Consider the following 24,594-nt stretch of genomic DNA (forward strand, 5'->3'; position numbering starts at 1 on the left):
AGGTCGGACCATCGCTCTGGCATGCTCGCGCGCATGACCATCGTCGAGAAGCTGAGAGCCTGGGCGCGGCGGATCAAGCGCGACGGCGCCACGCTCTGGTTCGCGCTGCGCAGCCCGGCCACGCCCTGGCATGCCAAGGCGCTGGCGTTCTTCGTCGTCGCCTATGCGCTGAGTCCGGTGGACCTGATCCCGGACTTCATCCCGGTGCTGGGTTTCGTCGACGACGTGCTGCTGCTGCCAGGGCTGATCTGGCTCGCGATCCGCCTGGTGCCGCCGGCGGTCATCGCCCACTGCCGCGCCTCGGCGGACCAGTGGCTGCGCGAGGCGGGGCGCAAGCCACGAAGCGTCGTCGGAGCCTGCCTGGTGGTGGGCTCGTGGCTGGCTACCGCCGCCGCCTTGTGCTGGTGGTGGTTGCGCGCCGAAGCCTGATGCGGCGGCCGGCACTCAGGCCAGCCGACCGCGAGGTCGCACCGATCAGGGCGTGACGCCGATCGCCAGGCTGCGGCTCGGCGCGCCCAAGGTGGCGGGCGCTGCCGACAGGATGACGGTGCTGGTGCCGACGCTGCCGGCCGCGTTGGTCAGGCGCCCGGTCCAGCTGGTGGACGTCTGGGAAGTCACCGTGACGGTCGGCGGCGTCGAATTGAGCGTGGCCGAGGAACCGATCGCCGAGGCGCTCCACACCACCGGCACATTCGACTGCACCGACACCACGTCGCCGCTGCGCACATTCAAGTAGGCGTTGCTCACGGCCGTCGCCACGCCGTTGACCGAGGTCGTCAGCGCGAGCTGCGGCGTGACGGTGATCACGTAGGGCAGGTTGTTGCCGCTCACGGCGTATTCACTGGCGCAGGCGGTGTCCTTGCAGAGGCGCAAGGTGAAGTTGCCCGAGTAAGTGCCGGCGGCGAGCGTGGTGGAGACGTTGACGGTGCCGGAGAAAACGCCGGCCGCGACCTGGGTCACCGCGAAGGCGCCGGTCTGCACCACGGGGCGGTCTGCCACCACCACCGCGTAGACGGTGGTCGTCGGTGCGTTGGTAATGGTGGCACGCACGGTGACGCCGACGGCCGGCCCACTGGTCAGCAAGGTCGCCGTCAGTGGATTCGGGCTGAAAGACATGGCGATGGCGGGTTCGGAATCACCGCCGCCGCCACCGCATCCGGCCAGCGCCACCGCCACCACCGCCGCACCGAACCTCGAAAAATTGCCGCTGACCATGGCTGCTCCTGTTGTTGTCATATGTATCTAGGAAGATACCTATGATAACTATTCGTTACCAATCGTGCAGGAGCCGAATTGCAGCGGAATGCGTTCGAACGGACGGAAAAGCGGCGGCTCGCTCAGCGTCGACGTGACGAGTTCGAGCTGTACGGCTGACCCTTTCAGTGCTTAGCCATTCAGGCAGTGGCCAGGAAGAAACCCAGTCTGAATTCGAATCGAGAAAATTCGCCAGCTGCCTGGTTGCGATATGCGTGGCAATCGCCGCCTAGGCCCAGTCAGGGCGCATGACGCGCTTTCAAAACATGGCTGCCAGTCCGCCCGCCCCCGGCGGAAACGACACGAGCTCCATCCGATCGCGCCCTTTTCGTTTCGATGCATAAAGGGCCTCGTCGGCCTGCTTGAGCCAGTGCGATAGCTCCATCTCCGGGCGGTCGAACAAGATCGCTCCGATGCTCAGGGACACGGGCTCCGGCGTCGCGAACATCGCGCGCGCCTGCTGCCCGAAGGCCTCGCGCAGATCCCGTCCCAGCGCCTGCGCGTCCGCGTCCGAGACGCCGCGCAGCAGGATCACGAATTCGTCCCCACCCAGGCGCGCAGCCAGCGCGCCGCGAGGCATCACGGCGCGTAAGAGATCGCTGAGAGCCACCAGCAGGCGGTCGCCGGCGTCGTGACCGTGGAGGTCATTGACCTGCTTGAAGTGATCGATGTCGATCAGCAGAAGAGCGCCGGGGTTGGCGGGCGAGGCTTGCTCCAGCAATGCCGGTGCGCGCAAATGGAGTGCGCGACGATTGGCGAGCCGCGTGAGCGGGTCGCGGGCGGCAATCTTGGCGATGCGCTGCTCGCGGCGATGTCGCTCGGTGCCGGTCATGGACATCGCGAGCAGCATGATCAGCATCACACCCTCCACCAGCGAAACCAGGATCACAGTGCCGCGGAAACTGGCCAGGTTGACGAAGGCGTCCAGCGTCACGGTCGACGCGGCCTTGGCCAGGTAGAACAGGCCGTGACCCAGCAGCACGATGCGCAACTGCGCCGCGCCCATGCTGAGCGCGCCGCCATGCGGTCGCAGCAACAGGCCGGCGCGCAAGGTGGTGACCGCGATCAACAGCGACTGGATGCCCAACATCGCCTTGGACCACCACGGCCCATCGGGCAGAAACAACATTGCCAGCCAGACGACGGCCAGCAGCCACCAGACCCGCCGCAGCGGGACACGCGCGAACCTGGCGACGCCGGCCAGGAACAACCAATGGGCGACGATCAGCAGACCGTTGGAAAACCAGATGCCGACCAGCACGAAGCCTCTTGAACGCAGCAGGGCCAGCGCGCTGCCCACGGCGATGACGGCAAAGCCCGAACTCCACAGCAGCAGCGAGCGTTCGCGCACGCTGCTCCACTCCGCGGCGAGATACAGCGCCGAGGCGGCGGCCATGGCCGCGGTAAGGACGAGCATGGTGAAGGGATCGAGAACCATGGGCGGGGAATGTACTGGCGCGGGCGGCTCCGCATGGAAGCCCGCGCGGCGAGAGCGAAGGCGATCGAGCGGATCGGCGGATTGGTAGCGACCGCCGAGGCTCTCGTTTTGAATTGAGCGGGAATCGTGCGTGGGGACGGATTTTCGCAGGATGCGCTTTGGAGAAGGCCGGTGCGTGGTCGTTGGTGACGTGCCGACCCAGGCCCAGACGCAGAACTTATATTTATCACCCGCCCGCCCCTTATCATCTGCCCCACCCAGCGGGCATCCTGCGCCCTTCACCTAACTGCCGCCCAATTGCGCCAATTCGAAGTTAGTATCAGTCGCTATATTTGAACCCGAACGTGGAATTGTTTGATTCGAGGGCTGCTTTCGGCCAAAAGCGGACGCTGAGCAATCGAAAAGTTTATAAAGAACAGCATGGCCCTGCAAAAACAACGCCATAGAATCGCACTCAGTTTAGGGCTGGTCCATCTCCTGCTGGTGGTTGCAGCTTATTTTGGGCAAGTGGAGGGGAGCTGGGGATTTTATTACTTCATTCTGCCTGATTTTCCCGTCTTTTTATTACTCGGACTCAGTACAAAGTTATTGACCAATGGCGGCACCTGGCTGGTGCTCGGAGTGCTTGGCACGTTATGGTGGATAAGCATAGGAATGTTTGCTGGATGTTTAATTAGAAAAAGGGCTGAGCGATCTTATCTTTAGCATTAACGCGTGACAGATAAAATGACTACTATCGGCCAGGAGCAGACGCAAAGAGGATTTGATGTCAAATTTACAGCAGCAGAGTTCTCAGCCTTCGTCACAGCCAACATCGCAGCGATATCTTAAAGCGACGATACTCACAAGTCTTGCCATCTGTTTAATGCCGCTCAGTTTATCGGCATCCATTTATCATGAGATAAATTCTCCAAATTGGGACCCTAACGGGGATTCTGGAGCAATCCAAGGCTTCGCCGCATGTTTCATTGCCGCCGTCTTTGGTGTTTTGTACGCAGCCATAGCATTTCCTGTTCTAGCAAGCCGACTGCATCGGCGCCACGAATTGCGCGCGTGTGCTTTTATCTCAACGCTGGCAGACTGGCTTTTTATAGCATCCTTTATCGCAGCAACCGGAATATGTTTTTATGCTGGCGATGGTTGGATTTTATGTGTGCCAATAGCACTCGGCTTGTTTGCGATTGCGGCGGCAGTTTGCCTGCCGTTTGCTCCATTATGGATGTGGTTGGCAAAGTGATGCTCGCAACAAGCACTTCGCTGTCGAGCGCAGAGCTGCTAGCATCGGCCAGAAGAGGACATCAAAAACCATGCCCAAGGAATTCATCATGATTGCCGCTGCAGCTCTTTCACTCATTCCGGGCGCTTTGATTGCCTACCTGGGTGACGGACGTGCGCAGTATGGTATGGCGTTGTTGATTGTTTCAATGCCATTTTATTGTTTCTTTGCTGTATTGCTAATTTTCTTGGCATTGAAAATTCATTCAGCGCTAAATGTGGGCCTTGTGATTGGATTCCTAGTCCCGGGCTTCATATTTAGTTTTTTTCTTTCGTTGGCAATTGGCTATGCAGGTGGAGGTTGGCTTAGTGCAATGGCATTATTTTGCTCGCTGTCATCTGCTTTATTATTTTTTTGCTTCTTGAAGAGGCCAGCAGAAGAAAAATTTTAGAGTCTAAAAATAATTGAATTCTTGGGCTAACGGCCGCTTCAACACCAAGGCGCCGCTATGGCGCTGACCGGAGCAGTCGCTCATAGACGGTTGAGCTTTCGAATCTACTTGATTCATCGCTTCACTTTTAACGGTCTTGCAACAACATTGAAGGATTCCACCTGCGGCAAGACCTTGAGTGGAAGGCCTTCCGATAGAGGTCTGCATTGGGCGCTACCCATCCAAGCACGGAGCGGCAACCATCGGCCAGAAACGGACATTGTTACCCGTCAACCCAGAGCGCGTACTCTCAATTAAATGAGAACAACCCATTTCTTAAATATTTTTGCAGTCTTTATGACTGGAATGCTTATTGGCGGTTGCGGTGATAAACAAATCTCGACGGACGACGGAATTAAGGCGCGTCTAAGCGGAACTTGGACTTACGAGTATAAAGATCGCTTTGACCGCAATTTTCTTGGGACTTTTCAAATAGACGACAGTGGCAGCCTCGCTTATAGCGAAAAAGTTGTTGATGACGAAGGCGAACCGAACGAACACGGCAACGGTGAGTGGTTCGTAACGTCTGGACTGCTAAAGCACAAAGTAACTCAGATTAATGGAAAAAAATTAGGGTCGCTGCAAACAGGTTTTTTACATGTAGGATTTCCGATATCCAGCCTTCATCCTTTACATGTCATGACGATCTGAAAAATATTAAGTATCTTTTCCAAAGATCGTAGCAGTGATGCAGTGTTGAGAATGCTGTACGAATGTCTGCTTTGGGCCCGAAGCGGACATCGTGAACGCTGACTTCAATAAGCCTTTTTCATTTATAAATCTTTAATCACAAAACACATTGATCGGATCTGATCGCATTTTTAGCGCCGGAAAATCCTGGAAAACAAAACACAAGATCGTTAATATGCGGGGCAAGCTTTTAGCTTGGTCCCTCCTCTATTGAAGCGCGCTCACTTTTGCACGGCAACCAAGCTTCATGCACCTGGTGCCCCAACGACCCTCAGCACCGATTGAGATCTCAGAGTAAATATGGATTGGGTTCCCCTCGTTTTCGTCACCTTCAAGCTTCTCGTGCTCGGCACCGGCATGTTCTTCGCCATCAAATGGCATTACGACAAGGGGACGAAGTGGAAGGAAGCCCGCGCCATGCTGCTGGTGAGCGGTAAGGTGATCGGGATCTTTGCGGTGATGCTGATCGGACTTCTGCTCCTTACCTTCGGCATCGGCAGGATGCTCGGGCTCGATCTGACGCTTCACTGAGTAGCCGGGTCAGGCTTGCGATAGCACGCGATGCAGCATCAAACCGCTGTATTCAGGAACACGTCAGCCGTCCGCAAGGACAGCGCCATGATCGTCAACGCCGGGTTGGCCACCAAGGCACTCGGAAACACCGAGTTGTCGCAGATCCAGAGATTCCCGATATCGAAGCTCCGCCCCTGAGCATCGACCACCGACGTCTCCCGGTCAGTTCCCATGCGGCAGGTACCGATGGTGTGCGCGGTGCGTGGCAGCACCACGGTGCGGGTGGCACCGGCGGCTTCGACGATCCGCCGCATCACGTCGGTTGCATGCCGGTCGATCGCCTTCTCGTTCGAACCAGGACTGAAGTGGATGACCGCTTTGGGCATGCCGAAGGCGTCTTTCTCGTCCGACAGCTCCAGCCGATTGCCGTCCGAGGGCAGACATTCCGCGTTGATCCCGACACCCGCCATGAACCGGTAGCCCTGCACCGCATTGACCAGGGCCTGCCCCCACAGTCCCGCGCCGCGCGCCAGCAGGGTCGCCATGTTGATCGGCATCACGCCCAAGCTCTGAATCAGGTAGCCGCCGGCGAAGTCGGCATCGCTCGGCCGCAGCATGTCTTCGGTCATCAAGGAAGACGGATAGCCACGGTGCGATCGCATCTCGGTGTCGAAACTCCCCCAGACCTGGGTGGCGCCATGGGCCAGGAAGTTGCGCCCGACCTGTCCGCTGCTGTTCGCCAACCCGGTGTGCAGGAGCAGGCGCGGCGTTTCGACGCCGCCGGCGCAAAGGAACAGCGCAGCGCAGCGCTGCCGGCGGTCCTCGCCGCGATGCCGGTACACGACGCCGGTGACTCGGCCGGACGCATCGCGCTCGATGCCATGAACCCGGCATTCGGCCCGGATCTCCGCGCCATGCGCCACAGCCAGCGGCAGGTAGGTGGTGTCCATGCTGGCCTTGGACGCGTTGCGGCATCCCTGGTGGCAGGAACCGCAGTTGACGCAGGCCTGGCGCAGACCGCCACCTTCCTGCTGCCAGTCGCGGGAGACCAGCGCGGCGGGCGCATCCGCCGTGGTGATACCAAGCGCCGCGCAGCCCCGCGCCATCATGTCCGCCGACGCGTTGCGCTTGGCCGGTGGCAAAGGGTAGCGGCGCGTGGGATCCCAGGGGTAGTCGGCCGGGCCGGAAACGCCGATGAAACGTTCCACCTGTTCGATGTAGCCGATCAGTTCAGCATGCGCGATCGGCCAGTCCTGGCCCATGCCGGTCATCGACCGCAGCTGCAGGTCGCGCGGATCGGGGCGCGGCGTGAAGGCTCCCCAGTGCAGGGTGGAGCCGCCCACGCCGATGCCGCTGTTGTTGGGGCCGAAGGCCGTGGGGGTCGCGCCGCCGCTCAGCCGCTCTTCCATCCAGTTGATGTCGGTGCCATCCGTTTCGTCGGCCGTGTGCTCGCCGGGCTCCCAGTGGCGACCGGCTTCCAGCGCCACGACCCGCAGGCCGCGTGCGGCGAGTTTTGCCAGCAGGGGCGCACCACCGGCGCCGGTGCCGATGACGACGGCGTCGACGATCTCGTCATCGCCGTATCGGCGCATCGCATCGAGCTTCATCGCGACACCTCCATCAGCGGCTCCCACGACTCCTGCTCGCCGGCCGCGAGGCGATCGAAGCCTTGCAGGCGCGGGCCGTCGCCGCCGTTGGCGAAGCCGTCGAAACCGATGACGGCCATGGTCGCCGGGTGGCCGAGCCACAGGCGAACCAGGTCGGCGCGCAGGTCTTCGAACCAGCGCTTCATCTGCGCGCCGGTCAGGATTGCGCGGTCGAAGTCGCCTTGCTCCAGTCGAGCCAGGCTTGTCTGCTGTTCGCTCGACGTCAGGGCGCCGAAGCCTTTCAGCCCGTCGAGCGCCAGGGGGTAGGCCTCGCGGTCGGGCGGCATGTCGGCGAAGCGCCAGCCATCGCCCTTGCCGGCGGCCAGTTGCGCATCGATCCGCGCGGCCAGGTCGATTGCCGGGCCGGTCTGCGGCAGCGCGCAGGTCGTCACGGCGCGCAAGGTGTTCAGCTGGATCGGCGACAGCACGCGGGGCGCATAGGCCGCATCGTCGGCCAGCGCGCGTGCCGCCAGCGTGGCGCGCACTCGACGGCTGACCCGCGCGGACGCGATCAGGTGAACGAATGAATCCGGGATGGCCGGCCCCCGGCCGGCATGCTGCTGCCAGAAGCGCTCGATGTGTTCGGCGACCTGCGATGGCCGCTCCAGCGGCAAGAGGTGGCCAGCGCCCTGCTCCACCACGAGGCGTGCCTGCGGGTAGACGACGGCATTGGTCGCACGTTGCCCCGCTTCGCCCAGGTCGCCATCCGCTCCACCGGCGACGATCAGCGCCGGCAACTCCAGCGTGCCGACCTCGCCCGACCAGTCTTCGCGGCTGCCGCGTTCGAGCCAGGCGAGCCAGGCGTGTGGAGCGCTGCGTTGCAGATCGTTCAGCGCCAGCCGATCGGCGGCAGGATCGAGCGGAGCGCCGACGTTCGCATCGACAAAGGCTCGCGCGGCGCACCCATCCAAAGGACCATTCGCCGCCCAGCCGATCATCTGCGCGCGCCGGTCCTCGTCCATCGGTTCGGGCGACGGCGGCGACGCGGCCAGCAGCACCACGCCGGCCAATCCGAACAGGCCCGGCTCGCCGGCCAGCGCCCGCGCGGCGACGATGCTCGCGATCTTGCCGCCCATGCTGTGGCCCACCAGCATCCAGCGCGCCGCCCCGCGCTGCCGCACAGCGGCGGCGACATGCTCGACCGTGGCGGCGATGCTCGTATCGGTGGCGTGCCGCGCCTCGCCGAAGCCCGGCAGGTCGATCGTCACGGTTTCGAAGTTGACGGGAAGTGCGGCGGCGACGCCGCCCCACGCATGGGCACTGCCCCCCAGCGCATGGAGCATGAACAGCACGGTCTTGTCGGTCATATCGGTAGCAAGGCGTTGATGAGGAAGAAGTGCCAGGGCACTCCGTCATCAGCACATTCCGATCTCCGACGACGACTGCATGATCGAAGTGGTCGAGGCGAATCGGCCAGGGGCGCGAAAGCCTATCTGCGGTAGGCCGATGGCTTCACGCCACGCGAGACAAGTTCAACGCGCCACCGCCGGCTGGCGCGCCCGGTGCAGCATCCAGTTCAGTCCCCACAGCACCACGCCGATCGCCAACAGGATGCCGGCGATGCGGTACTGCGCCATGTCCCGCCCCGTCCACGGTCCGGCCAGGAACGCGCACGACAAGGCGCCGAGCACCGGCAGGATGGTGGGGGTACGAAAATGCTTGTGCTCCACCTGGTCGCGTCGCAGCACCAATACGGCCACGTTGACCACCGTGAACACGCAAAGCAGCAGCAGCGCCGTGGTGCCGCCGAGCGCCGGTACTTCTCCCACGAAGGTGATCAGCCCGAAGGCGAGCAGCGTGGTGAAGCCGATGGCGATGTAGGGCGTGCGGCGCTTGGCGTGCACCTTGCCGAGCGCCGGCGGCAGTACGCCTTCGCGGCTCATGCCGTAGAGCAGTCGGCTGGCCATGAGCATGTTGATCAGCGCGCTGTTGGCCACCGCAAACATGGTGATGCCGCCGAAGATGCCCACCGGGAAGTCCGGCGCGCCGGCCTCGATCACCTTCAGCAGCGGCGTCTCGCCCTCGCCCAGCTGCTCCGGCGACACCAGCGTGATCGCCGAGATCGATACCAGCACGTAGATCAGCCCGGTGATCACCAGGCCCGCCAGCAGCACCTTGGGAAAGTGCCGCACCGGGTCCTTGCATTCCTCGGCCATGTTCACCGAGTCCTCGAAGCCGACCATGGCGAAGAAGGCCAGCGTGGTCGCCCCGATCACCGACCAGAACACGCCCCGGTCGCCCGCCGCGCTGAACTGCGTCACCCGCGAGAAGTCACCCTCCCCGCCCAGGATGGCCGACAGGCCGATGAAGATGATGATCAGCAGACCCGTCAGTTCCACGCAGGTGAGCAGCACGTTGAACTTGACGCTCTCGCCCACCCCGCGCAGGTTGATGGCCGCCACCAGCGCCATGAAGCCCAGTCCGATGAGCGTGATGCCGATGCCGCCGGACAGTCCCAGGTCGAAGGCGCCGGAGAGGTTGGCCGCGAACGCCCGTGACGCGGTGGAGGCCGAGGTGATGCCCGAGCACATGACCGCGAAGGCCACGAGGAAGGTCACGAAATGGATGCCGAAGGCCTTGTGCGCATACAGGGCCGCGCCGGCCGCGCGCGGGTACTTGGTGACCAGCTCCAGGTAGCTGAACGCGGTGACCATCGCCACCACGAAAGCCACCAGGAAGGGCAGCCAGACCACCCCGCCCACCTGCTTGGCGACCTGACCGGTGAGCGCATAGATGCCGGTCCCCAGGATGTCGCCGACGATGAACAGCAGCAGGAGCCACGGCCCTATGACGCGGTGCAGCGAGGGTTCGGCGGCGTTGGATGCGGGAGTCTCGGGGGTGACGACCGGAGAAGGCATACGGCTCCTGAACGCGGCGAGGTACGCCGTGGATGGATCGAAACTACCGCCGTAGCACTGCATCGGGTGTCGGACAAGCCCTTTTTCAAGCGCGTCGATCGATTACCGTGTCGCGCCCGGCGAATGAAAAAGCCGCGGCGGCCCGCCAGGGCCCGCCTTCGTAGTGCCAGACCTGCAGCCCGACCGCACCGACGTCGTGCGGCTGAAAGCCCTGTTCCAGCTCGGCCTGCAGCCGTCGGGCGACCGGCGGCTGCACCTTGTTCTGCACCGTCACGTGCAAGGGTCCGCGCCAGGCCAGGTCTTGCCGGCCGAGCAGCGGTAGCCAGGCTTCGGCCAGCGTGGCACGCACGGCCAGGGCCTCGGGTGAAGACATCGCGTAGGCCACACCCGCGCCCAGAAAATGCACCCGATCCACCCGCAGACGGAATGCGTCGGTGCGACCGGCGACGGCCGCGGCGTCCTGCAGCACGGTGTGCAGGGACGCCACCGGCAGGGCATGGAACAAGGTGATGTGCGCCTCGAGCCAGTTGCGCTCGGGCGGAAAGTGCTGGCGGCGCAGCTCGGTGAAGCGGGCGGCGGACGCTTCGTCCATCTGCAGGGTCACGATCAGGGCGGTGGAAGACATGGCGAGATGATGGCCGCGACCCGGCCGGGATGAAACCCCGCCCCCCATGAAAAAAGGCCCCGATGAACTTGTCATGGGGGCCTGGTCCTGGAGCGTCTGGCCGGCGGTGTTCCCGCCAGGTTCCGGGCGCCGCATCAAGCAGCAGGTGGTCGACTGTCTGGCAGAGCCGTCCACCGCATGGCGATGTTCAACGCGCCATGCAGATATCGAATGAGATCGACGGCGATCACAGGGCGCGCGCTGCGCGCACGGGAAGCATGCGGCTGTCGTACGACTCGCCGAGCTGCGCATTGATGGTGCCGTCGCGCAAGGCGCGGGCGGCAGCGGCCTTCACCTGTTCGCGGCTGGTGGCACCTGCGGCGACCGGGGTCTTGGCGCCGTAGCTCTCGCCGAGCTGGGCGTCGATCTCGCCGTCTGCCAAGGCGTGCTCGGTCGCGGCCGTCACCTGCGCGCGGGTCTGGCGGCTTGCGCCGGTGATCGGGCGAGCAGCGGTGTCGTAGCCATAGGGCGCCGCCACCGACCCGAGAGTGCCTTCGCCCTGTGCGGCGATGACCTGGGCACGCACATCGGCGCGGGTCAGGTTCTGTGCGAAGGCAGACGTGGCGGCGAAGGAGCCGAGCATGACGACGGCCGCGGCCGTGGTGAGTGCGTAACGGATGGCGGAGGAGCGAATGGTGTTGTTCATGGTGTTTTCCTGTCGTTCGATGCGATGGTGGTTGGCTCGTATCGCCGGGGCATCTGCACGGCGATGCGATGGATGAACTTTAGGGATGAAGAGCCACGGGATAAATCGGCTGAGCCGCACAACACTGTCCACCGGCTGGCGACAATCGCCCCGCTGCCGGCGGGGGTCTGCCGGTCTGGCCGGGGTGGCTAGACTGCCGCGATGGTCGATTCACCGCCCCACCCCGTCACGCCGGATGGCCGCTATTTCGTCGTGCGGGGACGCCTCTGGCGCATGAGCGATCCCGCCCTGGACGACGAAGTGCGCCAGGGCTGGGTCGACCGCCTGATGCGCGCACGTCGCGAGGTCGGCCGGGCGCGCCGGGCCGACGACCCCGACGCCGAACGTGCCGCACGAGCCGAGGTCGATGCTGCCAAGCGGGCATTGGGAGAACGCGGCCCCGTGTGGTGGACCGACGGTGCGCCCGATCTCAACCGCCGCATGGTCACCGCAACGCCCTACCGCGAGTGGCATGCCGGACTGCCCGGCGCAGACTGACCGCAACGCCTGTCCGCGCCGTGGGGCATAGGGACGTGTAGAGATGCCTGCCGACGACAGACATAAGCGGACGAGCCCCCATGCCGGCGTCCTCGAAGGAACGGTGGCATGGGGGCTCGCCGGGATGATGACGGCAGCGCCTGATCGGCTGCCCCGGAGCCGCGCCGTCGCGGCGCAGGGCGCTCGATGCGGTCAGCGCTCGGTCAGCGCTCGACCACGGGCGCATGCACCGGCGCCAGCACTTCATGGACCGACGAGGTGCGCTGCGCGGCCTTGTGCACCATGGTGTAGGCATAGTCCACGCCCATGCCATAGGCACCCGAATGCTCCTTGGCGATGCCCATCACCGCGTCGTAGGTCTCGCGGTTCTTCCAGTCGCGTTGCCATTCCAGCAACACCTGCTGCCAGGTCACCGGCACGACGCCGGCCTGCACCATGCGCTGCATGGCGTAGTCGTGGGCTTCCCTGGTGGTGCCGCCGGAAGCGTCGGCCACCATGTAGATCTCGTAATGGCCTTCGAGCATGGCGCACAGCGAGAAGGTGGTGTTGCAGACCTCGGTCCAGAGGCCGGCGACCACGATCTTCTTGCGGCCGGCGGCGGCCAGGCTGTCGCGCACCTTCATGTCGTCCCAGGAGTTCATGGACGAACGCTCCAGGATCTTGTGCTCGGGGAACACGTCGAGCAGTTCCGGATAGGTGTAGCCCGAGAACGATTCACTTTCCACGGTGGTGATGGTGGTCGGCACGTCGAACACCTTGGCTGCCTTGGCCAGGCCGACCACATTGTTCTTCATCGTCTGGCGGTCCATGGACTGGACGCCGAAAGCCATCTGCGGCTGGTGGTCGATGATGATCAGCTGGCTGTTGCGGGGGGTCAGGACTTCGAGCTTGGCGGTGTTGGACATGGCGGTCTTTCTGGCGTGATGCGGAGGTTTCGTTCCCGCCGGTTCGGCGGTTTCGCAAGCGGTTCTGCGTTGCGATGGAGCGAACTCTAGGGATGCATCGACCATGGATAAACCGCCCGGATCGCGCAACACTGTCCACCCTTTCCGGACAATGCGCCCTACACGAAATGGCAGGCCACCCACTGCTCGCCGGCCGGCCGCAGCACCGGTGCTTCCTGCCGGCAACGCTCGGCCGCCTGCGGGCAGCGCGGATGAAAGCGACAACCGACTGGCGGATCCAGCGGGTCGGGCATGTCGCCTCGCAGCACGGTGCGCCCCTTGTCGTGCGCGCCCCGCCGATGACGCGGCTTCGGTATCGCCGACATCAGCGCCCGCGTGTAGGGATGCAGCGGCGTGCGCCACACGGCGTCGCGCGGGCCTTGCTCCACCAGCAGCCCGGCATACATCACGCCGATGCGGTCGGCCATGTGCCGCACCACCGACAGGTCGTGCGAGATGAACAGGTAGGACACCCCGAACTCCTCGCGCAGGCCCAGCAGCAGGTTGAGCACCTGCGCGCGCACCGATACGTCGAGCGCCGACACCGCCTCGTCGCAGACGATCAGCTCCGGCCGCAGCATCAGCGCCCGGGCGATGCCGATGCGCTGGCGCTGGCCACCCGAGAATTCGTGCGGATAGCGGGTCGCCATCTCCGGCCGCAGCCCCACCCGGGCCAGCGCCCAGGCCACCTGCTCGCGCCGCTCGGCGGCGGTGCCGCAGCGCTGCACCACCAGCGGCTCTTCCAGCGCCCGGCCCACGTTCACCCGCGGATTGAGCGAGGCGTACGGATCCTGGAACACCATCTGCAGCCGGCCGCGCATGCCCTGCAGCGCCCGGCCTTCCAGCCGGGTGATGTCCTGGCCGTCGAACTCCAGCGCGCCGCCTGACAGCGGCGTCAGCCGCATCGCCACGCGCGCCACGGTCGACTTGCCGCAGCCGCTTTCGCCGACGAGGCCCAGCGTTTCGCCGCGCCCCACTTCCAGGTCCACGCCGTCGAGCGCATGCACCGTGCCCGCCTGCGCGGGATATTGCTTGACCGCCTGGCGCAGTTTCAACAAGGGGGCGTTCATGTCAGTTCTCCGGCCAGCTCGCGCGGGTGCGGCGTGGGCGCGTCGGGCGTCGGGTGGCCCGTCAGGGGAAGAAAACAGGCCACGCGGTGCGTGCCGTGGATGCCGCCACCGGTGCCAATACCGATGCCGTTCAGCGATGGCCGCGCCTCGCGGCACACCGCCTGCGCATGGCCGCAGCGTGGCGCGAAGGCGCAGCCCGCCGGCATGTCGAGCAACGATGGCACCACGCCGGCGATCTCCGGCAACCGGCTGGCCGGCGCCAGGTCGCCGAGCTCCATCGACGCCAGCAGGCCGGCGGTATAGGGATGCGAGGGCGCGTCGAACAAGGGCCCGATGGCGCCCTGCTCCACCACCCGGCCGGCATACATCACGGCCGCGCGGTCGGCCACCTCGGCCACCACGCCGAGGTCGTGCGTGATCAGCAACAGGCCCATGCCACGCTCCTGCTGCAGTTCCTTCAGCAGCTCCAGGATCTGCGCCTGCGTGGTCACGTCCAGCGCGGTGGTGGGCTCGTCGGCGATCAGCAGATCGGGCTCGCAGGCCAAGGCGATGGCGATGACCACGCGCTGCCGCATGCCGCCAGAGAGCTGATGCGGAAAATCCGCCGCGCGGCGCGCGGCCATCGGCAGGCCGACGCGGTCGAGCAGCGCCACCGCCTGCGCCCGCGCCGCGGTACGGCTCACCGGGCGGTGCAGGCGGATCGCCTCGGCCACCTGTTCGCCGATGTCGAGCACCGGGTTGAGCGCCGACAGCGGCTCCTGGAACACCATCGAGATGCGGTTGCCGCGCAAGGCACGCATGCCGGCGTCGGGCAGCGTGACCAGGTCGGTGCCGTCGAAGACGATGCGTCCGCCCGCGATGCGCCCTTGCGTCGGCGGGATCAGCCGCAGGATCGAATACGCGGTGACCGACTTGCCACTGCCGCTTTCGCCGACGAGCGCCACGGTTTCGCCGCGGTCCACGCTGAGCGATACGCCGTCGACCGCTTTCACCACGCCGGAGCGGGTGTCGAACCAGGTCTGCAGGTTCTGGATGTCGAGCAGTGCCATGGCTACCTCCGGCGCAGATGCGGGTTGAGGGCGTCGTTGAGCCCCTCGCCCAGCAGGTTGATGGCCAGCACCGTCACGACGATGGCCAGGCCCGGCAGGCCGCAGATGTACCAGGCGTCGGTCACCTGTTCGCGTCCGCTGCCGATGATGGTGCCCCAGCTCATCACGTTGGGGTCGCCCAGGCCCAGAAAGGCCAGCGCCGCCTCGGTCTGGATGGCATGCGCCACCGCCAGCGTCGACACCACCACCACCGGCGGCAGCGCGTTGGGCAGGATCTGCGTGAGGATCAGCCGCGCGTGGCTCATGCCGGCGGTGCGGCCGGCCAGCACGAACTCGCGCTCGCGCAGTTGCAGGAACTGCGAACGCACCAGCCGCGCCGTGGGTGGCCAGGACACGATGCCGATCGCCACCACCACCGTGGTGACCGAGGGCTTGAACAAGGCCACCAGCACCACCGCGAGCACGAAGCTCGGCACGGTCTGGAACACCTCGATGACCCGCAGCAGCACGGCGTCGACCCGGCCGCGGAAGTAGCCCGCGAGCGCGCCGATGGTGATGCCGACGAAGGCCGAGATGAGCGTGCTGACCATGCCGATCAACAGCGACACGCCGGCGCCGGAAACCAGGCCGGTGGCCAGGTCACGCCCCATGAAGTCGGTGCCCAGCGGATGCTCGGCCTCCTCGCCCGGCCACAGCATGGGCGAGCCGGCCATCTCCCACGGGTCGCCGGGAAAGTACCAGCGGCCCAGGGTCGCGGCCGCCGCCACGAGCAGCAGCAGCACCAGCCCGACCAGCGCCGGCCGGTTGCGCGCCACTTCGCGGGCGAAGCCGCGGGCGCGCTTCCAGCCGCCGCCGTCGTACCGCACGGCGACGGGCGCCGTGGCTTGCGCGATTGGGGTGATGGCGCGGCTCATGCGTGCGCTCCGGTGGTGGTGAGCTGGACCCGTGGGTCGAGCCAGGCGTAGAGCAGGTCCACGCCGATGTTGATCAGCGTGACGAGGATCGAGCTCAGCAACAGAATGCCCAGCAGCAGGTTGAAGTCGCGCGCCAGGATGGCCTCGAAGGCGAGCCGGCCCAGACCCGGCCAGCTGAACACCGACTCCACCAGCACCGCCCCGCTCAGCAGCGAGGCGATCTGAAAACCCAGCATGGTGACCAGCGGCAGCAGCGCGTTGCGCAGCGTGTGCACCAGCGCGATCCGCGTCTCGCCGGCGCCCTTGGCGCGGGCGGTGCGGATGAAGTCGGCACCGTAGAGCTCCAGCATCGAACTGCGCACCAGCTTGGCATACACCGCCAGGTAGAACGTAGCCAGGGTGAAAGAAGGCAGCACCGCGTGCCGCGCCACGTCGAGCACCCAGGCCAGGCCCTGGTGGTTGGCGCTGATGTCGGTCATGCCGCCCGAAGGCAGCCAGCCCAGCCGGGCCGAGAACAGCACGATGGCCATCAGCCCGAGCCAGAAGGTGGGCATGGCATAGGCGGCCAGCACGAAAAGCGAGCCGAGGTTGTCGACCCAGCTGTGTACCTTGATCGCCGACAGCGTGCCCAGCGCCACGCCCAGCAGCAGGGCGATGAAGATCGCCGACGTCATCAGCAGCAGGGTCGCGGGCAGGCGGTCCATCACCAGGTCGAACACCGGCATGTTCTGCCGGAACGAAAAGCCCAGGTCGAGCGTGAACATCCGCCACAGGTAATGCAGCAGTTGCAGCCCGAGCGGCTGGTCGAGCCCGAAGCTGGCCCGCATCTGGGCCATGTATTCGGGCGTGGCGGCGCCCGCCTCGCCCGCCATCACGTCCACCACGTCGCCCGGCGCGATCTGCAGGATGAGGAAGTTGAGCAGCGCGATGCCGAAGACGACCGGCACCGTCTGCAGCAGGCGCCGCCGCAGAAAGCCCCAGATCGGCGAGCCGCGCCGGCAGACGTGGCGCCGCGTCATGGCTGGGCGTCGAGCCAGGCGTCGCGGTAGGACGCGAACAGTCCGTCACCCTGCAACGTTTCCTTGTGCAGCCGGGCGGTCGCCACCGTCACCCAGGTCTGCTCGATCAGGTCGAGCACCGGCAGGTCTTCCTGCACGATCTGCTGCCACTGCCTGATGAGCGCCTTGCGCTTGCCGATGTCGGCTTCGGCACCGGCGGCTTCCATGATCCTGTCGAGCTCGGGGTTGGAATAGCCCGAACCGTTGGTCCAGGGCGCGCCCTTCACGATGTTCCTGGTCCAGAACAGCCGCTGCACGCCCAGCGTGGGGTCGGGCAGGCGGTGCAGGCTGGAGATCATCAGGTCGTAGTCCTGGTCGGTGAAGATGCGGCGCAGGTAGGTGGCGGTGTCGCCGCCGCGCAGTTCCACCTCCACGCCCACCCGGGCCAGCGACTGCTTGATGAATTCCGCCGGCCGGGTGGCCGTGACGCCGCCGCCGGCGTCGTAGTCGAGCGTGATCTTCAGGCGCTTGCCGCCGGCACCGGGCTTGAGCCCGGCCTCGTCGAGCAGCGCCGCCGCCTTCTTGATGTCGTACGGATAGGCCCGGGTGTCCGGCGAGTAGTAGTTGACGACCGAGGACGGCACCGGCCCGGTCGCCGCCTTGCCGTAGCCCAGGAACACCACTTTCAGCAAGGCGTTGCGGTCGATGGCGTGGGCGAAGGCCTGGCGCACCCGCTTGTCGGCGAGCGCGGGTTTGCGCAGGTTGAACTGGGTCAGGAAGATGGTCGCCAGGTAGCGGCCGTCGTCGAGGTTGATCGTGTACTTCTTCTTGTCGGCGAACTTGTTCAGGTTGGACAGCGGAATGCTCGACGCCAGTGTCACGTCGAGTTCGCCGGCTTCCAGCGCCACGGTGCGGGCGGCGGCGTCCGGGATGAACTTGAACACCACGCCGTCGAGGTAGGGCTGCTGCTCGCCCTTCGGACCCCGGCCCCAATAATTCGGGTTGCGCTCCAGCCGCACATGGCTGCCCTTCACCCACTCCTTGAAAACGAAAGGCCCGGTGCCGATCGGCGCGTTGTTGGCCGGGTTCTTGAGGACGTCGGTGCCTTCGTAGATGTGTTTGGGCAGGATCTGCGCGCCGTAGGTGTTGATGTAGTTCAACAGGTAGGGCGCGGGCGAGGAGAGCCGCACGATGACGGTGTGCGGATCCGGCGTGTCCACCGCGGTCACGTTGGCGAAGGCGGCGCGGCCGAACGGATGCAGCGGGCGCCACACCTCGAGCAGCGTGTATTTCACGTCGGCGGCGGTGAAATCCTTGCCGTCGTGCCACTTCACGCCGCGGCGCAGCTGGAAGGTCACGGTCAGGCCGTCCTTGGCCACGTCCCAGGCGGTGGCGAGCTCGGGCACCGGCTGCAGCTTCAGGTCGTAACTCACCAGGCCTTCGAGCACCTTGCTCGACACCTGGCCGATGTTCATCGTGGTGATGAAGGCCGAGGTCAGCAGCGTCGGCTCGGGCGATACCGCCACGTTCAGGATGCCGCCGCGCTGCGGCGTGGTGCCCGGCGTCTGCGCGAAGGCGTGGGTCGCGCTCAGGCCGCCGGCGGCGATCAGCGCGCCGAGCGCGGTGCCGGTGTGGATGAAATGGCGTCGGTTCGGATGCATCGGTTCTGCTGGTAGGGATGGGAGTGAAAAGGTCTCAGGAGGCGGCCGGGGCCAGCCAGGCGTCGGCGAGCGAGGCATACAGGCCGTCGCCCTGCCGGCGCACCTGGCGGTAGCGGGTCGTGGAGACGGTGGTCCAGTCGAGCTCGACCAGGTCGAGGATCGGCACCTCTTCCTGCACGATCGCCTGCCACTGGTCGATGAGCGCGCGGCGCTTGGCCGGGTCGATCTCGACCGCGGCGGCTTCCATCACCCGGTCGAGCTCGGGGTTGGAGTAGCCCGAGCCGTTGCTCCACGGCACGCCCTTGGCGATGTTCTTGGTCCAGTACCAGCGCTGCACGCCCAGGCTCGGGTCCGGCAGGTTGTGCAGGCTGGTGATGAAGAGGTCGAAGTCGGCGTCGTTGAACACCCGCTTGAGCAGCACGCCGGAGTCGGCGGTGCGCAGCTCGATGTCGATGCCGATGCGGGCGTAGGACTGCTTCATGAACTCTGCCGCGCGGTTGGTCTCGAGCGAGCCGCTGCCGTAGTCGATGGTGAGCGCCAGCCGCTTGCCGCCGGCCTTGCGCGGCAGCCCGGCGGCATCGAGCAAGGCCTCGGCCTGCTTCGGATCGAAGGGGTACTGACGCCCCTTGCCGCTGTGGAACGCCGGCACGGTCGAGGGAATGGGGCTGTCCGACACCCGGCCGTAGCCGCCATAGACCACCTTCAGCAGCGCCTTGCGATCAAGCGCGAACATCAAGGCCTGGCGCACCCTTTTGTCGGCCAGCGCGGGCTTGCGCACGTTCACCTCCACCAGCTGGATCGAGGCCAGGTAGGCGCCGTCGGTGGTGTTGATGCGGAATTTTTTCCTGTCGGCGAACTGGCTGAAGTTGGACACCGGAATGTTCGACGCCAGCGCCACGTGCACCTCGCCGCTGGTCAGCGCCACCGAGCGCGCCGCCGCCTCTGGAATGAACTTGAACACCACGCCGTCCAGGTAGGGCAGGCCCTGGCGCCAGTAATTCGGGTTGCGCTCCAGGGCAATGTGGCTGCTGCGCACCCATTCCTTGAACTTGAACGGCCCGGTGCCGATCGGTGCGACGTTGGCCGGGTTCTTGACGAGGTCGGTGTTCTCGTAGATGTGCCTGGGCACGACCTGGGCGCCATACACGTTGAGAAAGCTCAGCAGATAAGGCGTGGGCCGCGACAGGCGCAGCACCACGGTGTGGGCGTCGGGCGTTTCCACCGCCGTCACCGGGGCATAGGCCAGACGGCCGCCGGGATGGATCTTCTGCCACACGTTGAGCAGCGAATACGCCACGTCGGCCGACGTGAAGTCGTGCCCGTCGTGCCACTTGACGCCGCGCCGCAGCCGGAGCGTGAGCGCCAGGCCGTCGGGCGAAAAGGCCCACGACTCGGCCAGCTCGGGCTGCGGCTGCAGCTGGTCGTCGAACCACACCAGGCCTTCGCTGATCTTGCCGGCGATCATCGTCACCTGCATGGTGGTGAGGAAGGCGGCCGTGATGATCTGCGGCTCCGGCGCCAGCGATACGACCAGGGTTCCGCCTCGTTGCGGGGTGGTGGGATCGGCGCCCTGCGCCTGGCTGGTGAAGGTGACGGGCAGGGTCGCGGCGGCGAGTCCGCCCTGCAGCAGCAGGCGGCGCCTGAAGGTGTGGGACATGGGTCTGGAGGTGGTTGGAACAGGCGGGGTGGCCGCGATTGTTCGATTGCGGCTACCTGTCGGTGAACGAAGAAAAGCGTCTTCGCTTACTCGAATCGCGTATGAGACGGGGTCGTCGCCAGGCGACGACCCCGCGCGGCCGCTGGCTTCAGGTGCCGGCCATCGTCGACCCATGGCACCGCCGCCGGTCGAGCGCGCGGCTGGCGCCCCGCCACCTGCGCCGCCCTCTTCTGGTTCCTGCGGTTGAATCTTTTTCGGCACACCTTTATAAAGTACAGAATACAGAACAAGGCGGCTCATGGATCGATTCACGGACGAAACGGTGATCGTCACCGGCGCTGCGCGCGGCATCGGGCTGGCCATCGCGCGGCGTTTTCTGGCGGAAGGCGCGCGGGTCGTCATCGCCGACCTTCAGGCCGAGGCGCTGGAGCAGGCGCGCACCTCGCTCGCCGGCGGCGACCGCGTGCTGGCCGTGCCGTGCGACGTGTCCCGGCCGGACGATGCGCAGGCGCTGGCCGAGCAGGCGCGGCAGGCATTCGGGGCGGTCGGCGTGCTGGTCAACAACGCCGGCATCTCGCCCAAGCACGGCGGCGTCAAGTCGCTGATCGCGGACATGGCCCAGGCCGAGTGGCGACAGGTTCTGGACGTGAACCTCACCGGCGCTTTCCTCGTGTCGCAGGCCTGCCTGGCGCAGATGCGCGGCCGCCGGTACGGGCGCATCGTCAACATCGCCTCGCAGGCGGGTCGCACCCGTACCGACATCGCCGGCGCCCACTACGCCGCGTCCAAGGCCGGCATGCTGGGCCTCACCCGGGTGCTGGCCACCGAGGGCGGCCGCGACGGCATCACCGCCAACGCCATCGCTCCCGGCCGCATCGAGACACCGATGGCCGCCGAAGCCGGCGCGGCCGTCAATGCGGCCTACCTGGAGCGCATACCGGTGGGCCGCCTCGGCACGCCGGAGGACGTCGCCGGTGCCGCCGCCTTCCTGGCCAGCGCCGATGCCGGTTTCATCAGCGGCGCCACGCTGGACGTGAACGGAGGCGTCTTCATGATCTGAGAGAACCCGCTGCCCCGCGCCAAGCCCATCCAGACACCCCAAGATGCCGCCCCCACGAGGCCGGCACGTGACGGAGACAAGACATGAACCGCATCCTGAGAATGCTGGCGACCACCACCCTGGCCGCCGCCCTGCCCCTGGCCGCCCTCGGCGCCTGGCCCGAGCGCGAGATCAAGCTCGGCGTCGGCTACGGCGCGGGCGGCGTCGGCGACGTGTCGGCGCGGCTGCTCGCCAAGTCGATGGAAAAGGAGCTCAAGCAGCCCATCGTCATCATCAACCGGGCCGGCGCGCAAGCCACGCTCAACCCGACGCAGCTGGCGCGGCTGGAACCCGACGGCTACAACGTCGGCGTGCTCACCTTCGCGCCGATGGCCATCGTGCCGCACATGCTGCCGGTGACCTACACCGCGCGCGACTTCATCTTCGCCGGCGCCTTCGGCCGTTTCCAGTACGGGCTGGCGGTGCGCGCGGACTCGCCCTACCACTCGGTGAAGGACCTGGTGGAGGCGGCCAAGATCAAGCCGCTGTTCTTCGGCGCGCCGGGCGCGCCCAACAACATCGCGCTGTTCGAACTTGGCCGCAAGAGCGGCGCGCGCTTCGAGCAGGTGCTCTACAAGTCGGGCAGCGAGACGGTGCTGTCGCTGGTCGCTGGGCAGACCGAAGTCATCATCCAGACCCCGTCGGAAATCATGCCGCACGTGCAGTCCGGCAAGCTGCGGCTGCTGGCCTCGGTCAGCCCGGCCCGCTGGGCCGACCGCCCCGAGATGCCCACGGTGAAGGAGAGCGGCTACGACGTGGAGATCGAGTCGTGGATGGGTCTGGCGGTGCCCAAGGGCACGCCGGCGCCGATCGTGGAGCGCATCCAGCAGGCCATGCTCAATGCCATGAAGGACAAGGAAGTGCTCGACGGCTTTCAGCGCATGGGCCTGGACGCCGTCACCATGACCGGCCCGGAATACGCCCGCATGATCGACGAGGGCTATGTGAGCATGGGCAAGGCCCTCAAGGAAGCCGGCCTCACCGGCAAGACGCCATGAGCGCGCCGGTGGGTGCGTTGTCCGGCCTGCGGGTGCTCGACCTGAGCCGCGTGCTCGCCGGGCCGTGGGTGGCGCAGATGCTGGCCGACTTCGGCGCCGACGTGATCAAGGTGGAGCGTTCGGGCGTGGGCGACGAATCGCGCACCCAGGGCAGCCGGCCGGCGCAGCGCGAGGGCCACAACCTCGAGGACAGCTCCGGCTTCACCGCCGTCAACCGGGGCAAGCGTTCGATCGAACTCGACCTCGCCTCGCCCGCCGGCCAGGAGGTGGCGCGCCGCCTGGCCGCCGAGAGCGACATCCTGATCGAGAACTTCAAGACCGGCGACCTGCAGCGCTACGGGCTCGACTACGCCACGCTGTCGCGCCTGAACCCGCGACTGGTGTATTGCTCCATCACTGGTTTCGGCCAGACCGGCCCTTACCGCCAGCTACCCGGCTACGACCTGATCTTCCAGGCCATGAGCGGCGTGATGAGCGCCACCGGCGGCCCGCAGGACCAACCCGGCGGTGGCCCGCAACGCGTTGGCTACCCCATCTCCGACGCCACCGCCGGCCTCTACGCCACCATCGGCATCCTGGCCGCGCTGCACCACCGCGACCAGCCCGGCGGAGGCGGCCAGCACATCGACCTGGCCCTGCTCGACGCGCAGATCGCCGCCATGACCCTGGTGCCTACCAACTACCTGATCGCCGGCCAAATGCCTCGCCGGGTCGGCATCACCTCGCAGATGAGTTGCCCCTACCAGGCCTTTGACTGCGCCGACGGCCAGCTGGTCGTGGCGGTCAACAACGGCAAGCAGTTCGCCGGCATGTGCCGCGTGCTCGGCCACGAGGCGCTGGCCCACGATCCACGCTTCGCGAGCAATGCGTTGCGGGTGCAGAACCGCGACAGCCTGGTGCCGGTGCTGGCCGAGGCGATGGCGCGGCTGCCGGTGGCGCAGGCCCGCACGCAGCTGTCGGCCGCGGGCGTGCCCTGCGGTCCGTTGAACGACATCGGTCAGGTCTTCGAGGACGAACAGGTGCGCCACCGCGGCCTGCGGCAGGAGGTGGAGCATCCGGTGAAGGGTCTCACGCCCATCGTCGCCAATCCGCTCAAGTTCTCGGCCACGCCGGTGGCCTACCGGCGCGCCCCGCCGCAACTCGGCGAACACACCGCCGAAGTGCTGCGCGAGGTGCTGGGCGTGGACGAAGCCGAGCTCGCCGCCCTGCGCGCGGCCGGCGGCGTGGGCAGCGCCGACCTGGCGCGCCGGCCCCTGGAGGCCAGCCGATGAAAGCCATGCTGTGCCACGCCTACGGCCCGCCCGACAGCCTGCGGCTGGAGGAGGTTCCCAGCCTGCAGCCCGGTCCCGGCCAGGTGGTGATCGCGGTCGCCGCGGCGGGGGTGAACTTCCCCGACACGCTCATCATTCAGGGCAAATACCAATACAAGCCCGATCTGCCTTTTTCGCCCGGTGGCGAGGTGGCCGGCACCATCCTGCGGTTGGGTGCGGACGTCACCGGCCTGCGGGTTGGCGACCGGGTGCTGGCGCCGCTGGGCTGGGGCGGTTATGCCGAGGAAGCGATCGCCGAAGCCTGGCGGGTGCTGCCGATTCCCGACGAGATGGATTTCGACACCGCCTCGGCCTTCGTGCTGACCTATGGCACCTCGCACCACGCGCTGAAGGACCGCGCCCGGCTGCAGCCCGGCGAGACCTTGCTGGTGCTGGGTGCGGCCGGCGGCGTGGGGCTGGCCGCCATCGAGATCGGCAAGGCCATCGGCGCGCACGTCATCGCCGCCGCGTCCACCGACGACAAGCTGGCGCTGTGCACCGAGCATGGCGCCGACGAGGTCGTGCATTACGGGCGGGACGACCTGCGAACGCGGTTGAAGGAGATCACCGGGGATCGGGGGGTGGATGTGGTCTACGACCCGGTCGGCGGGCGCCTCAGCGAGGCTGCGCTGCGGAGTACCGCGTGGAATGGGCGGTTTCTGGTGGTGGGGTTCGCGGCGGGGGATATTCCGGCGATTCCGCTGAATCTGCCCTTGCTCAAGGGGTGCGCGATCGTGGGGGTGTTCTGGGGGGCTTTTGCTCGCAAGCAGCCTGAAGTCAACGCTTTGAATATGCGGGAGCTTTTTGGGTGGTTCCGGGATGGGCGGGTCAGGCCGCATATCTGTGCGAGGTTTCCGCTGGCTCGGGCGGGGGAGGCTATGCAGGCTTTGGCTGGGCGGGGGGCCAAGGGGAAGGTGGTCATTACTGTTCGTTAGGGGGCGC

The 24,594-nt window shown here is 66.2% G+C and carries 26 protein-coding genes; 12 read left to right on the forward strand and 14 right to left on the reverse strand.

What is annotated here, in order from left to right; translation table 11 throughout:
* Positions 1 to 33: 33 nt before the first annotated feature.
* A complete protein-coding gene (locus R9X41_RS14630) occupies positions 34 to 429 on the forward strand; it encodes a YkvA family protein (protein ID WP_318635246.1) in 396 nt (131 codons plus the stop codon).
* Between the two features lie 45 nt (positions 430 to 474).
* On the opposite strand, the gene R9X41_RS14635 is transcribed toward R9X41_RS14630, so the two are convergent.
* Together R9X41_RS14635 and R9X41_RS14640 are read right to left on the reverse strand one after the other, a co-directional pair.
* The gene (locus R9X41_RS14635) at positions 475 to 1,215 is read right to left on the reverse strand and encodes a hypothetical protein (protein ID WP_318631173.1); all 741 of its coding nucleotides are present in this window, start codon (positions 1,213 to 1,215) and stop codon (positions 475 to 477) included.
* Positions 1,216 to 1,513: 298 nt separating this feature from the next.
* On the reverse strand, positions 1,514 to 2,692 hold the full coding sequence (locus tag R9X41_RS14640; protein ID WP_318631174.1) for a GGDEF domain-containing protein: 1,179 nt from the start codon (positions 2,690 to 2,692) through the stop codon (positions 1,514 to 1,516).
* Between the two features lie 420 nt (positions 2,693 to 3,112).
* Here R9X41_RS14640 and R9X41_RS14645 point away from each other — a divergent pair, with 420 nt between their 5' ends.
* The 5 genes from R9X41_RS14645 to R9X41_RS14665 all read left to right on the forward strand — a co-directional run bounded on the left by R9X41_RS14645 (position 3,113) and on the right by R9X41_RS14665 (position 5,619).
* The gene (locus tag R9X41_RS14645) at positions 3,113 to 3,397 is read left to right on the forward strand and encodes a hypothetical protein (protein ID WP_318631175.1); all 285 of its coding nucleotides are present in this window, start codon (positions 3,113 to 3,115) and stop codon (positions 3,395 to 3,397) included.
* A 61-nt stretch (positions 3,398 to 3,458) separates the two neighbouring features.
* Positions 3,459 to 3,929 (forward strand): hypothetical protein, encoded by a 471-nt coding sequence (locus tag R9X41_RS14650; RefSeq protein WP_318631176.1) that lies wholly within the window; start codon positions 3,459 to 3,461, stop codon positions 3,927 to 3,929.
* A gap of 70 nt (positions 3,930 to 3,999) precedes the next feature.
* Positions 4,000 to 4,359, forward strand: a complete 360-nt coding sequence (locus tag R9X41_RS14655) for a hypothetical protein (RefSeq protein WP_318631177.1) — start codon at positions 4,000 to 4,002, stop codon at positions 4,357 to 4,359.
* Positions 4,360 to 4,656: 297 nt separating this feature from the next.
* Positions 4,657 to 5,049 (forward strand): hypothetical protein, encoded by a 393-nt coding sequence (locus R9X41_RS14660; protein WP_318631178.1) that lies wholly within the window; start codon positions 4,657 to 4,659, stop codon positions 5,047 to 5,049.
* A 339-nt stretch (positions 5,050 to 5,388) separates the two neighbouring features.
* Positions 5,389 to 5,619, forward strand: a complete 231-nt coding sequence (locus tag R9X41_RS14665; protein ID WP_318631179.1) for a hypothetical protein — start codon at positions 5,389 to 5,391, stop codon at positions 5,617 to 5,619.
* A 38-nt stretch (positions 5,620 to 5,657) separates the two neighbouring features.
* Here R9X41_RS14665 and R9X41_RS14670 read toward each other — a convergent pair whose 3' ends face one another.
* The 4 genes from R9X41_RS14670 to R9X41_RS14685 form a co-directional block, all read right to left on the reverse strand.
* Entirely contained in the window at positions 5,658 to 7,208 is a 1,551-nt protein-coding gene (locus R9X41_RS14670; RefSeq protein ID WP_318631180.1) for a GMC family oxidoreductase, read from the reverse strand.
* Positions 7,205 to 8,554, reverse strand: a complete 1,350-nt coding sequence (locus R9X41_RS14675; RefSeq protein WP_318631181.1) for an alpha/beta fold hydrolase — start codon at positions 8,552 to 8,554, stop codon at positions 7,205 to 7,207. The genes R9X41_RS14670 and R9X41_RS14675 overlap by 4 nt, the downstream gene beginning before the upstream one ends.
* A gap of 165 nt (positions 8,555 to 8,719) precedes the next feature.
* Positions 8,720 to 10,105, reverse strand: coding sequence for an APC family permease (locus R9X41_RS14680; protein WP_318631182.1), 1,386 nt, complete (start codon positions 10,103 to 10,105; stop codon positions 8,720 to 8,722).
* Positions 10,106 to 10,190: 85 nt separating this feature from the next.
* Positions 10,191 to 10,730, reverse strand: a complete 540-nt coding sequence (locus tag R9X41_RS14685; protein WP_318631183.1) for a 2'-5' RNA ligase family protein — start codon at positions 10,728 to 10,730, stop codon at positions 10,191 to 10,193.
* A 46-nt stretch (positions 10,731 to 10,776) separates the two neighbouring features.
* On the opposite strand from R9X41_RS14685, the gene R9X41_RS14690 reads away from it, so the two are divergent.
* Positions 10,777 to 10,944 (forward strand): hypothetical protein, encoded by a 168-nt coding sequence (locus R9X41_RS14690; RefSeq protein WP_318631184.1) that lies wholly within the window; start codon positions 10,777 to 10,779, stop codon positions 10,942 to 10,944.
* Positions 10,945 to 10,956: 12 nt separating this feature from the next.
* On the opposite strand, the gene R9X41_RS14695 is transcribed toward R9X41_RS14690, so the two are convergent.
* Positions 10,957 to 11,415, reverse strand: a complete 459-nt coding sequence (locus tag R9X41_RS14695; protein ID WP_318631185.1) for a hypothetical protein — start codon at positions 11,413 to 11,415, stop codon at positions 10,957 to 10,959.
* 273 nt (positions 11,416 to 11,688) lie between these two features.
* Here R9X41_RS14695 and R9X41_RS14700 point away from each other — a divergent pair, with 273 nt between their 5' ends.
* Entirely contained in the window at positions 11,689 to 11,952 is a 264-nt protein-coding gene (locus R9X41_RS14700) for a hypothetical protein (RefSeq protein WP_318631186.1), read from the forward strand.
* 203 nt (positions 11,953 to 12,155) lie between these two features.
* On the opposite strand, the gene R9X41_RS14705 is transcribed toward R9X41_RS14700, so the two are convergent.
* The 7 genes from R9X41_RS14705 to R9X41_RS14735 form a co-directional block, all read right to left on the reverse strand.
* A complete protein-coding gene (locus R9X41_RS14705; RefSeq protein WP_318631187.1) occupies positions 12,156 to 12,857 on the reverse strand; it encodes a hydrolase in 702 nt (233 codons plus the stop codon).
* Positions 12,858 to 13,015: 158 nt separating this feature from the next.
* The gene (locus R9X41_RS14710) at positions 13,016 to 13,966 is read right to left on the reverse strand and encodes an ABC transporter ATP-binding protein (RefSeq protein WP_318631188.1); all 951 of its coding nucleotides are present in this window, start codon (positions 13,964 to 13,966) and stop codon (positions 13,016 to 13,018) included.
* Positions 13,963 to 15,015: an ABC transporter ATP-binding protein gene (locus tag R9X41_RS14715; RefSeq protein WP_318631189.1), complete on the reverse strand. Its 1,053-nt coding sequence runs from the start codon at positions 15,013 to 15,015 to the stop codon at positions 13,963 to 13,965. Before R9X41_RS14715 ends, R9X41_RS14710 begins: the two co-directional genes overlap by 4 nt.
* Before the next feature lie 2 nt (positions 15,016 to 15,017).
* A complete protein-coding gene (locus tag R9X41_RS14720; protein WP_318631190.1) occupies positions 15,018 to 15,929 on the reverse strand; it encodes an ABC transporter permease in 912 nt (303 codons plus the stop codon).
* On the reverse strand, positions 15,926 to 16,948 hold the full coding sequence (locus R9X41_RS14725; protein WP_318631191.1) for an ABC transporter permease: 1,023 nt from the start codon (positions 16,946 to 16,948) through the stop codon (positions 15,926 to 15,928). The genes R9X41_RS14720 and R9X41_RS14725 overlap by 4 nt, the downstream gene beginning before the upstream one ends.
* Entirely contained in the window at positions 16,945 to 18,588 is a 1,644-nt protein-coding gene (locus tag R9X41_RS14730) for an ABC transporter substrate-binding protein (RefSeq protein WP_318631192.1), read from the reverse strand. Before R9X41_RS14730 ends, R9X41_RS14725 begins: the two co-directional genes overlap by 4 nt.
* 34 nt (positions 18,589 to 18,622) lie before the next feature.
* Positions 18,623 to 20,245, reverse strand: a complete 1,623-nt coding sequence (locus R9X41_RS14735; protein ID WP_318631193.1) for an ABC transporter substrate-binding protein — start codon at positions 20,243 to 20,245, stop codon at positions 18,623 to 18,625.
* 298 nt (positions 20,246 to 20,543) lie between these two features.
* Here R9X41_RS14735 and R9X41_RS14740 point away from each other — a divergent pair, with 298 nt between their 5' ends.
* The 4 genes from R9X41_RS14740 (at position 20,544) to R9X41_RS14755 (ending at position 24,587) form a co-directional block, all read left to right on the forward strand.
* On the forward strand, positions 20,544 to 21,305 hold the full coding sequence (locus tag R9X41_RS14740) for an SDR family NAD(P)-dependent oxidoreductase (RefSeq protein ID WP_318631194.1): 762 nt from the start codon (positions 20,544 to 20,546) through the stop codon (positions 21,303 to 21,305).
* A gap of 83 nt (positions 21,306 to 21,388) precedes the next feature.
* Positions 21,389 to 22,342, forward strand: a complete 954-nt coding sequence (locus R9X41_RS14745; protein WP_318631195.1) for a tripartite tricarboxylate transporter substrate binding protein — start codon at positions 21,389 to 21,391, stop codon at positions 22,340 to 22,342.
* Positions 22,339 to 23,613 (forward strand): CaiB/BaiF CoA transferase family protein, encoded by a 1,275-nt coding sequence (locus R9X41_RS14750; protein WP_318631196.1) that lies wholly within the window; start codon positions 22,339 to 22,341, stop codon positions 23,611 to 23,613. The genes R9X41_RS14745 and R9X41_RS14750 overlap by 4 nt, the downstream gene beginning before the upstream one ends.
* Positions 23,610 to 24,587 (forward strand): NADPH:quinone oxidoreductase family protein, encoded by a 978-nt coding sequence (locus R9X41_RS14755; RefSeq protein WP_318631197.1) that lies wholly within the window; start codon positions 23,610 to 23,612, stop codon positions 24,585 to 24,587. The genes R9X41_RS14750 and R9X41_RS14755 overlap by 4 nt, the downstream gene beginning before the upstream one ends.
* Positions 24,588 to 24,594 lie beyond the last annotated feature (7 nt).

Source organism: Xylophilus sp. GOD-11R (genome assembly GCF_033546935.1).
Taxonomy (GTDB): Bacteria; Pseudomonadota; Gammaproteobacteria; order Burkholderiales; family Burkholderiaceae_C; genus Xylophilus.